15 protein-coding genes and 1 pseudogene are annotated in these 12,791 nt (G+C 68.4%); 11 read left to right on the forward strand and 5 right to left on the reverse strand.

The window, feature by feature from the left end:
- The first annotated feature begins 73 nt into the window (after positions 1-73).
- Entirely contained in the window at positions 74-238 is a 165-nt protein-coding gene (locus tag OHA84_RS00760) for a hypothetical protein (protein ID WP_266976053.1), read from the forward strand.
- 395 nt (positions 239-633) lie between these two features.
- Entirely contained in the window at positions 634-924 is a 291-nt protein-coding gene (locus OHA84_RS00765; RefSeq protein ID WP_266976055.1) for a hypothetical protein, read from the forward strand.
- Between the two features lie 29 nt (positions 925-953).
- On the opposite strand, the pseudogene OHA84_RS00770 reads toward OHA84_RS00765, so the two are convergent.
- Positions 954-1,070 (reverse strand): annotated as a pseudogene (locus OHA84_RS00770) (AAA family ATPase); the annotation flags it as partial.
- A gap of 370 nt (positions 1,071-1,440) precedes the next feature.
- On the opposite strand from OHA84_RS00770, the gene OHA84_RS00775 reads away from it, so the two are divergent.
- Genes OHA84_RS00775 through OHA84_RS00785 form a run of 3 tightly spaced genes read left to right on the forward strand, consistent with a single transcriptional unit; the run spans position 1,441 to position 2,362 of the window.
- Positions 1,441-1,866, forward strand: coding sequence for a hypothetical protein (locus OHA84_RS00775; protein ID WP_266976057.1), 426 nt, complete (start codon positions 1,441-1,443; stop codon positions 1,864-1,866).
- Between the two features lie 34 nt (positions 1,867-1,900).
- Positions 1,901-2,101 (forward strand): hypothetical protein, encoded by a 201-nt coding sequence (locus OHA84_RS00780; protein ID WP_371591283.1) that lies wholly within the window; start codon positions 1,901-1,903, stop codon positions 2,099-2,101.
- A 45-nt stretch (positions 2,102-2,146) separates the two neighbouring features.
- On the forward strand, positions 2,147-2,362 hold the full coding sequence (locus tag OHA84_RS00785; protein ID WP_266976058.1) for a hypothetical protein: 216 nt from the start codon (positions 2,147-2,149) through the stop codon (positions 2,360-2,362).
- Between the two features lie 9 nt (positions 2,363-2,371).
- On the opposite strand, the gene OHA84_RS00790 is transcribed toward OHA84_RS00785, so the two are convergent.
- Positions 2,372-3,352 (reverse strand): helix-turn-helix domain-containing protein, encoded by a 981-nt coding sequence (locus OHA84_RS00790; protein WP_323182090.1) that lies wholly within the window; start codon positions 3,350-3,352, stop codon positions 2,372-2,374.
- A gap of 492 nt (positions 3,353-3,844) precedes the next feature.
- Here OHA84_RS00790 and OHA84_RS00795 point away from each other — a divergent pair, with 492 nt between their 5' ends.
- The 6 genes from OHA84_RS00795 (at position 3,845) to OHA84_RS00820 (ending at position 10,292) form a co-directional block, all read left to right on the forward strand.
- The gene (locus tag OHA84_RS00795; RefSeq protein WP_266976062.1) at positions 3,845-4,201 is read left to right on the forward strand and encodes a hypothetical protein; all 357 of its coding nucleotides are present in this window, start codon (positions 3,845-3,847) and stop codon (positions 4,199-4,201) included.
- Between the two features lie 13 nt (positions 4,202-4,214).
- Complete coding sequence (locus OHA84_RS00800; RefSeq protein WP_266976064.1) at positions 4,215-6,494, forward strand: hypothetical protein; 2,280 nt, start codon at positions 4,215-4,217, stop codon at positions 6,492-6,494.
- Between the two features lie 305 nt (positions 6,495-6,799).
- A complete protein-coding gene (locus OHA84_RS00805; protein ID WP_266976066.1) occupies positions 6,800-7,495 on the forward strand; it encodes a hypothetical protein in 696 nt (231 codons plus the stop codon).
- Between the two features lie 317 nt (positions 7,496-7,812).
- Entirely contained in the window at positions 7,813-8,400 is a 588-nt protein-coding gene (locus OHA84_RS00810) for a hypothetical protein (RefSeq protein ID WP_266976068.1), read from the forward strand.
- A 327-nt stretch (positions 8,401-8,727) separates the two neighbouring features.
- Positions 8,728-9,102, forward strand: coding sequence for a hypothetical protein (locus OHA84_RS00815; protein ID WP_266976070.1), 375 nt, complete (start codon positions 8,728-8,730; stop codon positions 9,100-9,102).
- A 512-nt stretch (positions 9,103-9,614) separates the two neighbouring features.
- A complete protein-coding gene (locus OHA84_RS00820) occupies positions 9,615-10,292 on the forward strand; it encodes an HNH endonuclease family protein (protein ID WP_266976098.1) in 678 nt (225 codons plus the stop codon).
- On the opposite strand, the gene OHA84_RS00825 is transcribed toward OHA84_RS00820, so the two are convergent.
- The 3 genes from OHA84_RS00825 to OHA84_RS00835 form a co-directional block, all read right to left on the reverse strand.
- Complete coding sequence (locus OHA84_RS00825) at positions 10,276-10,686, reverse strand: hypothetical protein (protein WP_266976072.1); 411 nt, start codon at positions 10,684-10,686, stop codon at positions 10,276-10,278. The two genes, OHA84_RS00820 and OHA84_RS00825, sit on opposite strands and share 17 nt — an antisense overlap.
- A 207-nt stretch (positions 10,687-10,893) precedes the next feature.
- On the reverse strand, positions 10,894-11,508 hold the full coding sequence (locus OHA84_RS00830) for a hypothetical protein (RefSeq protein ID WP_266976074.1): 615 nt from the start codon (positions 11,506-11,508) through the stop codon (positions 10,894-10,896).
- Positions 11,509-11,889: 381 nt separating this feature from the next.
- On the reverse strand, positions 11,890-12,351 hold the full coding sequence (locus OHA84_RS00835) for a lamin tail domain-containing protein (protein WP_266976076.1): 462 nt from the start codon (positions 12,349-12,351) through the stop codon (positions 11,890-11,892).
- Positions 12,352-12,791: the final 440 nt, after the last annotated feature.

The following is a 12,791-nucleotide window of genomic DNA, read 5'->3' on the forward strand; positions in this document are numbered from 1 at the left end:
CGCTTCCGCCAGGCCGTCACCGCCTTCGTCCACGACCTGCGCACCGGAGGCCGCATCCGCGTCGGCCTCCGCAGTGAAGAACGTCAGCGGATTCCCCGGCATATACGAACTCACCTGGTCCATGGGCACCGGAACCGCAGGACGCGCCACCTGGCAGTACGGAGCCGCGCTCTATCCCGGCGCACCCCACGTCATCTGGCGTCGCATCGGCACCCACGACATCCTCACCGGCCCCTGAGCAAAGCGCGTCACAAGCGAAGGGCCGACCCTCCCCGTGTACGGGAAGGTCGACCCCTATCGCTTCAGTAATCCTCTACCGGAGACTCACCCTGCGCGCAGGTCCTGCCAGCCTGCGGGCAGCATGATCCGTCCATATCGTCCCGGACGGCCGGGGCGACCGGGGCGACCGGGCCTTCCAGAACGTCCTGGGCGCCCGACCCTGCCGTACCGCGGAGACCGCACCGCGTTCGTGGCAAGATGACGGCATGTTGATCAGAAAGGGCGATGCCGCGTAGGCGCCCGAAGGCCGTCCGTGATGAGCGGTGGCGGCCTCGCAGACACGTTGTGGTTCAGCGGATCCGGGGCGTTTCCGCGAGGACTCGTGCAGCTGTCCGCCGCGTCGAGGATGAGCGGATGTGGCCTGGTGCAGTTGCTGACGCGCTCGCCCGTTTCGAGTGGGCGTTCAGGCAACCCGGCCGTTATCTGAACGCATCCCAGGTCTGGCAGCCCGGACTGGAGGTGGAGTATGCCCGCGATGATCTGGAAGAGATCATGCTTCACCTCCCTCCCGGTGCCCAGCGCGATCTCGGCCGGCTGGTTGCTCGTATCGACGATGAGTTCGAGCATCGCACTCTGCCGAATCCTGGGCCGGTGAACGCCTTCACGATGGGCGGCTGGTGGTGGTCAAGGATCCGTGAGCACTGAGGATGCTCACGAAGCCTCGTGCGCCCAGGTCAGCTCGTGGCCAGCTGTTGTTCGGCGCGGGCTCGGGTGGTGGCGTGGCGGTAGGAATCGGTTCCTGTCTCGATGATGTTGCCGCCGAAGGTGAGGCGGTCGACGATGGCCGCGCAGAAAACTCTGACGGCTCTGGAGTATCAGGAGGTCACCGTGCGGCGGGCTCGCACCACCAACACCAACGAGTGATCAAGCAGCCAGTGTTGATGGTGGCGACCTCGAAGACACCGAGCGCCGCCGCTCTGGATAAAGGGATCGAGTGCCCAGACGGCTCCAGGCGTACGTTCGGTGCCCGCGAGGCTGCTCCACCATCTGCACTGTGGAAGGCCGGGATGAGCGAAGGGCATCGGCTCCCGGCCCTCGAACGGACTCGTGGCAACCCCCGGCTCCCACTGCCCGCTACCAAGGAATTGGGACGGCTCCGACGCGGTGATCACACCAGCCACATCAAGCGTGACCGCCCACACCTTGAGTCAGACTTGGGGGATGGACGCGCACGCCCCGTGGTCGCTTACGGACGCCTGGGACTGGGTGGAGGAATGCGCGCGGTCCGCCGACGCCGCGGTGCGGGGAAAGGACTCGTGGGTTCCCCCTGTCGCAGAGGAGTTGATGCTGGCCGCCAGGGCGAGTGCCTTGAGCCAGTGGTATCCGTTCACCAGCCACAACTGTCTTCGGTTCCTGGACGGACCCGCGTTCTGGATGCCGGGCGCACAAGACGACGGGAACGAGCTGGCGGGGTGCATCTCCTTCGACGCCGCAGGACCGGAGGGCTGCCCTACGTTCCGGGTCTGGAGCAGGTTCCTTCTCCGGAAGCCCGACCCCGTCCTCGTCCTCGCCACCCCGAACGCTGTCGAAGCCGTAGACGCGCTGGCAGGGCTTGCGATGGCCCACGGTGCGGAGAGTCGCCCGTAGCAGCGTTCGTCCACAGGAATTTCGGGACATCCCGGTGACCTCGACCTCGGCGCCAACCTCGGCGGCACCGCCACCGCCATCGACGTCCGCCGACGCCGTCGTCCTCGGCAACAGAGAGCGCAACCACCACCCCATCACCTTCTGGCAGTTCACCAAATACGGCCTCATCGTCACCGCCGTCACGATCGCCCTCTGCGCCCTCTACCTGTGGCTGCGCTACTTCGCCCTGGCATAAGTAACCGGCCGCCCCCCTCCAGGGAGGAGAGAAAGGAGCCCCCGTATGGCACGCAGCCGCCGCGTGGAGGCCGTCTCCATCGCCCTGTGGTGGGGCGCGTTCACCGCACTCTTGTGGGGTGCGGGGTACATCCGCGACACACCTGCCTCGCTGGTGACGTGTGCGGCGAGCGCCGCCCTCTTGATCAGCCTCGGTGAAGTGGCCCACTGGGTGCGCTGCCGCATCCGGGATCGGGCGGCACGCAGGAACAGCACGCCCTGAGGTACATGCTCACGCCTCGGTGTCGGGCCAGGCGAGCAGGCGGGCGCCGATCACCGCGGTCTGCAGGGTGTAGCGGTTGACCGGGTCGGCCGGATCCGCGCCGGTCAGGGTGTGGATCCGCTCCAGCCGGTAGGTCAGCGCCCGCACGCTCAGCGACAGCCGTCGGGCGGCCTCGGTCGCCACGCAGCCGCTGTCGAAGTACGCGGTGAGGGTGTCGATGAAGGTCTGCGCGCCGCCGCGCCCGTTGCGGAGCGGGCCCAGGACGTTCTCCACCAGGTCGGCCATCGCCTGCCGGTCCCGCGTCAGGACCGGGTAGACCAGCAGGTCCGCGGCGTGCAGTACCGGCCCGTCCAGGCCCATCCGTTGCGCCAGTTCGAGGGCGTTGAGCGCCTCCTCGTAGGAGTGCACCACGCCGCCGGCGCCCGGATGGGAGCGGCCTATGGCCACTTTGCCGCCATCGGTGGCGGCGTACGCCTGCTTGGCGAAGAACGCCAGAACCTCCGGCTGGTCCCCGGGGGCCACACAGATCAGCCGCCCGTCCTTCGTGGCGAGCAGGATCTGCCTGCCTGCGAACCGGGCCAGCACCGCCGACTCGATCCCGCGGGCCACCGGGTAGCCGTCGCCGTATGGCTCGGGTCCGCTCGCCACGGCCACCGCGTGTGCTTGCGACAGACGCAGTCCGAAGCGTTCGGCACGCTCCGCCAGCCGGCCCAGATCGCTGCGCCCGTAGAGGAGGTCGTCGATGAACTCGCGACGGGCGGCCTCCTCCTGGCGCACGGCCTGGTGCTGGGCGCGCTCGTAGCCTTCGACGAAGGCGTCCACCGCCTGTTCGGTCACGGCAAGCAGCGAACCTGCCTGCTGGATCGGCACCCGGGTGAGGACCTCCTGGGACACCGCCAGGTGCTCGCGGATCATCACGCGCAAAGTGAGACCCAGCTCCGCGGCCCGCTCCCCCTCGGCGCGGCGTGCCTCCAGCTCGGAGCGCGTCATCCGACGCCCGGTGCCACAGGCGTCGCGCAGGCACTCCACATACCCCGCCAGCTGGTCTCGCGGTGCTTCCCGCTCCGTCACACACTCCCCCGTCCTCGTCGCGTCGGCGAACCCGTTGACGCGCAATCAGGTTGCCACAGGCAGCAAAGAGGTCCTTCACCGGCAGCGAATGGCGGGTGAAGACTGCCGGTCTACGGCAATGCGCTGCCGCGAAGCGGCGGAGAGGATCAAGGAATGCCCTGTGCCGAGGACAGCTGCGCCGTACCCGGCAACCGGTGGTCGCCGCCGCGCGGCCATAGTCGACGCGGCAGGCACTGACCAGCGCGCACCCGCAGGCCCCAGACCGTCGTCGGCCCGTGGTTCGTCCGCGAGCATGGGCATCTACGGGTCTGCAGGGGACAACGCGTTTCGAGCTGAACGGGGGCGGTCGTGTCGGGGGACTTCACGCAGGAGTGGGGCAGCGAGAGAGCAAGGGCCGCCGATCAGACGGCGATGCGGCTCAACAGTGTCCCGGCAGCCGACGGCGGGGGCGGTGGGACTTTCGCGTCGACACCGGCGCAGAAGAGGTCTGCCGCGAACACCATCGAGACCGAGCTGGAGCCGAATACCAAGAAGGCCACCGAGCACGCGGACGAGAGCACCAACTCGGCGGTCAAGGGCTTCGAGGGCTGGGATGCGGCCGTGGGCCTGAAGAAGGTGGCGGACACCTGGGACCAGCAGGTGAAGGTCTTGATGGGCCGGCTCGGCTCCGAAAAGGGTTCGCTGCGCGGCGCCTCGGGCCTGTTCGTACAGAACGACCTCGGCACCGACAACGGTTTCCGCGCCCAGTCGAAGCTCAACGGTCTGTGAGGGGGAGCCGTACATGTTGACGTACCACGAAGTGATGTCGACCGACCTGGGCCTGCTGACGACGGCAGCGGGCAAGTGGGACGAGATGGCGGGCGAGCTGAAGAAGGTCGAGACCCGTTACGGCGACAGTGTCCAGAAGATCACCATGGGGCCCAACTGGAGCGGTGTCAGTGTCGGCGTCGCCCAAACGAGCTTCGCGGCCACGCGGTACGAGTACTCCGCAGCGCAGATCCAGGCCAAGGCGGTCGCGAGCCTGCTGCGCGATGCCCACACCCAGTTCGCCGACCTGAAGAAGCGCCTCGAGTCCGCGCGCGACGACGCGATCAAGGCGGGGATGACCGTCTCCGAGCAGGGAACGGTCGCTTTCGACTACGCCAAGCTGACTCCCGCGGAGCGCAGGGCCTACCACAACGATCCCGACGGCCAGACCACCATCCGTGACGCGGTCAACAAGTGGCAGCAGCACATCAACGACCAGGTCAAGGCCGTATCCGAAGCCGACCAGGGTGTCAAGATCGCCCTTGAGGCGGTCGTGGTGGACAGCAACAAGGACGCCTTCGGCAAGGGCAACGACCAAACCCTCAACGGCTTCAACGCCGACGCCCAAGGTGACATCGAGGTCTACGAGGCCCGCAATGCCGAGGACATCGCCACCCGCATCAACAGCGGCGACAAGGTATCGGCAGCCGACTACGCCGAGCTGGACCGCTCCTTCCGCGACAACGCCAAGAGCACCGAGTTCAACCAGACCTTCCTCAACGGGATGGGGGCCCAGAACACCCTCAAGTTCACGAACAAGCTCAACGACCTGGCGTATCACGATGACAAAAAGGGCAAGCAGACCTACCTGGACCTGGAGAAGGGGCTCGCCAACTCTCTGTCCAACGCGATGCAGGACCCGAAGTCGAAGTTCTACAAGGACTTCCGGGAGCAGCTGAAGAAGGCCGGCGTCGAGAAGTTCGACCTAGCGGTAGCCGCCGAGGCTCCGAACGTCATCAGTCGTCGCCACGGGGAGCAGCAGGTCCGGGGCTATCAGAGTCTGATCACCCTCATGCAGAGCGGCGACGGCTACTCGGCGCCATTCATGCACGACCTCGCTGACGACATCCGCTCGGCGGAGGACAAGAAGCGCGGCGGCGATCCGAACCTCTGGGATCTGCAGGGCGATTTCAGCGGCAAGAACGGCGGACGGTTCGCCAACGACCCGCTCGACGGCCTGCTCGGCATCATGTCCAAGGACCCCGCCGCCGCCACCTCGTATCTCGACCCGGGTGCAGACCACAAGAACGACAACCTCCAGTACCTGCTGAAGGAACGCGACTGGAAGTTCGACGACACTCCCGTCTGGCACGGCGAGATCGAGACACGCAGCGACATCGAGAGTGAGGGCAAGGACGCCCGCACCGGTCTGGGACTGCTCCTTGAATCCGGCACGACCGGCCATACGCCGCTCGGCCCGAACCAGGACCCCTGGCCGGCGACCCCTCACACCGAGGGACAGGCACGCATCATGCACGACGTAATCGGCGGACTCGGACCCGACCAGAGCGTCCACGAGAACATGCGCGAGCCCTTGGCCCGCGCCTTGGCCACCTACACCGCCGACACCCACGAGATCCTCGGAGGCCTGGACTCCAAGTACATCTCCGCTGCCGGCACCGGATACTTCCAAGACGGCGACAAGACCCACATGGCGGTCAGCCAGAAGGACCTGGTGCAGTTCATGCGGGGCCTCTCGGAGGACCCGGAGGCTTACGGAACGCTCCACAAGGCGGAGTCCCGGTACATCGACCTCTCCCTCGAAGACATCCCCAAGGGGGCACAGGGACCGGACGTCACCAACCCGATCAACAAGGCGGGCACCGCTCTGGGCGTCATGAGTTCCATCCGGGAAGACGTGCTCAACGACGGTCGGATGGCCGGGTACAGCGAGGCCGACTGGAAGGCGAAGCTCGCTTACCACGTCATCGGCGGCGCGGTGACGCCCATGTACTTCACCACGGCCGGCGGTGTCTCCCTCGCCTTCGGTGACTCGATCCAGCGCGGCGTCGACACCTGGGCCTGGGAGTGGGGCAACCGGATGAAGGGCGAGGTCGACGCCAAGGTCAACCCCCAGATCGCGGACCAGTACGTTGAGGTCAACAACCAACTGCCGATCATGATCCGTGAGTGGGCCAAGGATAGGCCGGACATCCAAGAGAGCTTCATTCAGGACTACAGCCGCGATGTCCTCGAAGGGCGTAACCGCGGTACTGAAACAGCACATAAATACCTGACCGACACGACCAACTGACCGGGCAGCGAGAGAGCAAAGTGGGGACGTCGATGACGGGGAGCACGGGACGCCGAGCCGTTCCAGTGAAAGCGTGGGCCGGGGCAGGAGTATGCCTGGCGCTGCTGGGCGCATTCGGGGCCTGGTTCCTCCTCGGGCGTGAGACGTCCCCACCCTGTAATGGCCTGGCCGAGAACGCGAGCGTACAGAAATCAGTGGGGGCTGCTGTCCACCCCGGCATCAGCTGCGCGGCACTCGGAGAGGCGATCGTAAAGGCGACTGCGGGCAGCCAACCGGGGCATCACACCCAGGAGCAGGCGCAGGCGATGAAGGACGTCATCTTCGCGCTCGGCTGGGTGCAGTCGCAGAAAATCGAGCTTGACCCCGCATTGAGGGTGCCCCTTGCCACTGCCCTAGCCGACTACGCCCCCGATGTACATGAGTTGCTCGCCGGTCTTGACAACGAGTACATAGCGAACGCAGGCGACAACAAGTCGCCCTGGGAAGCCGGGGGAACTTACCACCTGTCGGTCTGGAACAGCGTGCTCACAAAAACTCTGCGCGCTGTGGCGGTGGACCCCCAGGCATACGCCCTGCTGCGCGTGGCGGAGACCCACACCGCAGCTGATCGGCTTGCAGCCGTCCCTGCGGACGCGACCGGCGTAGATCTCTCGCTGGCGCCGACGAAGAACGCCCGCGCTCTCGGCATCCTGGACGGCGTCGCCGACTCAGCCATAAGCCAGGACGCCGACCAGGCCCGGAAATGGCATGCTGCGGTCTTCGACCGCCTGATCACCGAACAGGCAGATCAGGCGGAGCCGGCCGGTCGCCTCACCGCCACGTGGCTCCAGGACCTCAAGAACACCCCCGAACAGCAACGCGCGGAACGCCTGCATACCCAGGGCGTTGAAATGGCCCGCACCTGGGCCCAGGCCCGCACCATGGACGAGCCAACCCGGCAGGAACTGCTCGCCAAAGTAGAAAACAGCGCCCGCAACGCCCACGAGGAAGAGAAGCACTGAGCCCTTAGGCTTCACTGCGAGAAGGCCCAGCCTTCGCCGCCGCCACGAAGCAGGCCCTTGCGGCGGCATCCGTCCGACCTGTGGCCGCCGACCGGACACCGCAGAACCGTTTCGCACCGCAGCCAACACCAGCCACGTGCCCGGGGAAACCTCGGCGACAGGGCAGCGCCCTTCCCCCGTGAACCGCCCCGCTCAAGCGAGTGGATTCACCCACCACTGGATTTCGCCGACGACGGCAGAGAGCTACGAGCCGGTCCGTCGTCGGCAGCGTGATGCGGGGTACCGCAGCGACCGCCGTCGTCCTCCGAGGGGTACCGATGAACAAGAAGTGGCTGCCGCTGACCATCGCGCTCGGCGCCGCCGGGGTGGCCGTCGTGACGGCGAGCTTCTGGCCTGACGACGAGAAGCCGCCGCTACCGCAGACGCTGTGTCATGGGGCGCTCAGCCGGCAGACGGCGGAACTGATCGACGACGGCAAAGGGGGGGAGGTCAGCACGGAGGAGTGGGAGAGCAAGGGCAAGAGCACCGATCACGCGGTGTTCAAGGGGTGCCAGGTGCTGCGCGCCAACGCGGACAGCGACTACCCCCGAGGGGTCTACACCCTGATCATCGAAGACAACCGGGACGACCCTCACTACAAGCCCAAGAACTCCGTCCCCCTCGGCCCCGGCTTCACCGGCTGGGCGCTTCCCGACAAGGCCGAGGCCAACCTGCCCGCCGACTGTGCTGCCCGCATGGGCTCGACCGCGCCGAACATCACGGTGACGCTCATGACGCCCTCGAAAAAGGGGGAAGAGGAGGAGAAGGACCTCGTCGACCGGGACGCCCCCGCGATCCGCAACAATGCGGCCGTGGTGCAGGAGGCCGCCACCAAGCTCGCCAAGAAGTACGGCTGCGCCGCCTGACCGCCGCCTGACAGTGATCTTGGTCGCGCACGGCCGCGGGAACCGGCACCGGGGCGTCCGGCAGGTCGTCGGGCGGGTGGCGGGCGTGGGCCTGCCGGTATGGAACAGCCTCAGGCACCGGTGGTTCACCACACCTCAGCCCACGGGATCTGATCGAGACGGTGAACGGCTCCGAAACGGCGAAGGACCCCGGCTGAGGCGGGGTCCTATACGCGTTTGCCGCGTACTTGGTCCGTCTGGCCGACCTCGGCATCGACTGGGCACGGTGGCACTCGGCCGGAGCGATTCGGGTGCGCACCCGCTGTTGCCGGAGGTCGTTCTCCAGGGGTGACCGCATACAAGGCAGCCACGACGTTCCTACTCACCGCCGGTGCGGCGGCGGCACTGGCCGCAGCCGCCGCACCGGCTTCCGCCGGCGGCATCGGGGACATCCTGTCGCCGGCGTTCGGCACCAACTGCGCCAACCACGACACCGTCCCCCACGCCACCGGGGCCACCACCACCGGCACCGGCGCCGCCGACGGGAACCTCCTCGGTCTCCCCCTCGGCAGCCCTCTCAACCAATGCGGCGGAGCCGACATGCCAGACGGCGGCGGCGATATCGACAGTCAAAACGGCCTGGCGAACCTGTACGACGTCCCCATCGGCGTCCTCGGCAGCGCCTCCAACAAGGAGATTGACCGACCAGCACGATCACACTGATGAGGTTACGTTCGTAGCGGATCAGGTCTTCGTGGCGGGTCTGACGGCGCGCGGAGCGGTCCTGGTACGCGGCGGCTCCCTGGGACTCGGCCAGGTAGGTGATGCTGGCGCCGTTCCGCCGCGGATAGCGGAAGCCTTCACCGGACTCCGCTTCTACAAGGGCGACGGCACGGGCCTCTTCACAACGGGTGTCAAGATCTGGCCGATGAACCCTTAACCACCCCGAGACTGCCAACCCTGGCCGCCCAGCCGCTGCCAGAACCCCACCACATCGGCTGGGCCCCCGGCATCACACGAACCTTTGGTGTACGGGGCGATCAAAGCCGACAACTGCTCGCAGGGGCACGAGCGACCGTGGGCGGGAGTCGGGGGCGCGCGCGTTCACGCCTCTCTGTGTCTGGATCCGGCGAGGTGCAGTGTCGTTTCGTCGGTGAACCTGTCGCCTCGGCCGGGTGAACCGGGCTCCGGGGGGTGTTCCTGATGCCGGGTCGGCCGGTACAACCAGCCTCATGATGATCATGAAGTGGGCCGCGACCGCAGCCGCCGCGGCGCTCGCCCTGTCCCTGCCCGCCACCACCGCCCACGCCGCCGAACAGCGGCCGGCCGCCGCTCCGCAGATCGTGCCGATCGGCGTCGCGGTGTCCGCGCTCCAGCTCGCGACCGAGGACCGGACCGGCTACCAACGCACCAGTTTCAAGCACTGGAACGCGGGCGCGAACCCGTCGGACGGCTGCAACACCAGGTCGGAGGTGCTGATCGCGGAGGCGATCGAGGCCCCCGAGATCGGCCCCGGTTGCACGCTGACGGGCGGGGTGTGGTGGTCGTACTACGACGAACGACCCGTCACCCCGGCCGGAGCGCTGGACATCGACCACATGGTCCCGTTGGCCGAGGCCTGGGACAGCGGAGCCTCCGCGTGGACGGCGGCGCGCCGGGAGGCGTACGCCAACGACCTCGGCCAGGAAACCTCCCTGGTGGCGGTGACGGCCCGCTCGAACCGTCAGAAGTCCGACCAGGATCCGGCCGAGTGGCTGCCGCCGTCCGCGGACGCGCTGTGCCGCTACGGCGCGGAGTGGACCGCGACCAAGCTCCGCTGGGGCCTGGCCGTCGACGAACTCGAACGCGACCGGCTGCTGGACATCGCGGCCGGATGCGGCGGCACCGAAGTGGAATTCACCCCCGCCCCGTGAGCAGACCGGCAGGGTTGAGGGCCGTCGCCCCGCACGGGCGGCGGCCCTGCGTCGTCTGCCCGTGCTCGGGGTCCGGCGCACGAGGTACTGCCACGAGGAACCGGACCCGGCGGCCGGGCGTCCACGAAGTACTCCTGCCGGCGGGGCCACACGCCCGGCCACCCCCGTCACAGCTGGGCGTCGGCGGGCCGGTGTGATCGGCGGGCAGGGCAAGACGTGAGCCGAGGCGAAAGCGCATCTCACCCGCGGCCTTGCGGACCTCCTCGGAGCGGGTCTCTTCCTCCAGGGCGCCGAGCAGCATCATGACCGCCCTGGCTTCGTCGCCGGTAAGGAGCTTGAGGCGGGTGTCTGTCGCGGCGTCCAGGAGCACGCCGAGGAAGTCTTCGTCATCCATGTCCATACCCGGGACAACGCCGGGCCGCGGCAACCGGTCACCACCGCGCCACCCCGCCTGTGGCGACGGGGATACCCCCGCCGGGGACTACCTTCAAATGCCGGCCCGTGGCTTCGAAGGCACGGTGCCCGAGTGGCCAGCCCCCTCGCCGCCGTGCCGGCATCCACCGGACGGAGCCGTGGCCGGGGGCGGGTCGGTGGCCGTCGGTCAGCCGTGGGGGTGCCAACCCCCGAAGCGGGCCAACAGGCTGCGGGTCGCGTCGACCGACAGGCCGAGATCGGCGGCCACCGTCCGCGGGTCCTGGTCGCGGGCGTCGTGGGCCGGCCAGTGCGCGGTGCGTTGGGCGATGAGTTCCAGGGTGCGGGCGGCCTTGAGGGCGGCGGTCGGCGAGTCCCGGGCGAGTTTCTCCATCGCGGCGGTCACGGTCTGAAAGAGGGCTTCCAACTCGGCGGGGAGGGGGATCGTGGTGCCGGCGACGTCGCGGATGTGGGCGTCCCAGTCCTCCTCGCACCGCTCCGCGGTGCGCAGTCCACTCTCGTGGAACGGGGCCTCCCCCACTGTCGTCCAGTCGACGGTGTGACCGGTTCCGGTCCAGCCGCAGGAACACTCCACGCGCAGCACATGTGCCTTCGGGCGCGGTTGGTAGGTGCCGGCGCCGTCGTAGACGCTCCAATGGCGCACTTCCCAGCCCGAGCTGCCCGAGGCCGAGTCGAAGTAGACCGGCTTCGGGACCGACCCGTCGTCCAGGAGCACACCCACCCGGCCCTCGTGCGAGCGGCCGTACTCATCCGACGTCCACGTCTCGTCCGTCTCCACAGACACCTCCAACACCGTCCCACCGGGCCGCAGTTCTGCGGCCCCGGGACGACGATCTCGCACCCCGGGGTGCACGCGGGGCCGGAATCAGCGAGTTGACTCCGGACCACTATGAAGACCCCGGCAGGAAGCGGACCGGTGAACCGCCCTACGCACCGGCCGACACCGGGCCGGCGGCCGATCAGCGGTGATCTTCAAGGGGACATCGCCCGCCGTGTCACGGGACCGGGCCCTCGACATCGGGCGCGCCGGGAGCGGGAAACGCCCGGCCGCGCTTGGCGCCCGGCGCTGGACATGGGTGTGTGCCGGGCGACTGGCGGACTGCCCGGCACACGATCATCACGGCTCTGGCTGCCGCCCGTTCACGGGCGGCGGGCGTGGTCCTGGTTAGCGGCGGCGGCCCCAGGACTCGGTGTCGATGGTGTGGTTGCGGTCGTCGCGCAGGGTGGCGGTGTCGGAGCGGTTGTCCCAGACGTGGTCGCGCTTGCCCTGGAAGAGGTCGGTGCGGGTGTCGCGGCCGGATCCGGTGTGGATCCGGATGGTGGCGCGGCCGCCGATGCGGGCGTCGTGGAAGCGGTAGCGGTTGCCGTCGGAGTCCCGCAGCGTCCAGCCGCGCAGGTTGACCGGCTGGCGGGTGGTGTTGCGGATCTCGACCCACTCGCCGTTCAGGGACCGATTGGAACGGTCGTCACGCCCGGGAGCGTCGGCCTGGACGCGGGAGATCTCCACCCGCGGCTGCCGGTCATGCCCCCGATCCGCAGCGGTGGCCGGCAGAGCGGCGGCCGAGACGATGGCGCCGGCGGCGAGAACGGTCGCGGCGACACGGCGGGCGGTCGACGAAGCAGACATACGGTGACCCCTCAAGAACAGTGCTGCACCCGCCGATACGAGTCACGTAGCGGTGCGGGTGCCCGGCCCGTCGGTGGGCCGAGGACCCAAACTCTCGACCCGACACGGTGCCCACCACAGCCCCTGACGAGGCCGGTTACCGACCCTGGACATTCCCGTCACACACGCTTGGGTACTACACGCGGTCCGGGTGAGCGTGGCCCTGACATTCACTGACCGCTACACCGAGCCAGCGCGCGCACCGCGCAGTCGATCAATGCGCCCGGAGCGCACCACCAGGCGCACTCCTCCGCCCGTCACCCAACCGGAGCAGCAAGTTCCGTAACAGCCGTTCCGCACGATTCTTCGCACGCACACGCGGAAACCGTGCCTCAGAACGAATCCGTCCGCCCGTCACGGCGACCGCCCCGCCGACTCGGCGGTGAGCCGGCCCGGTACAG

It is taken from the genome of Streptomyces sp. NBC_00513 (assembly GCF_041431415.1).
Classification (GTDB): domain Bacteria; phylum Actinomycetota; class Actinomycetes; order Streptomycetales; family Streptomycetaceae; genus Streptomyces.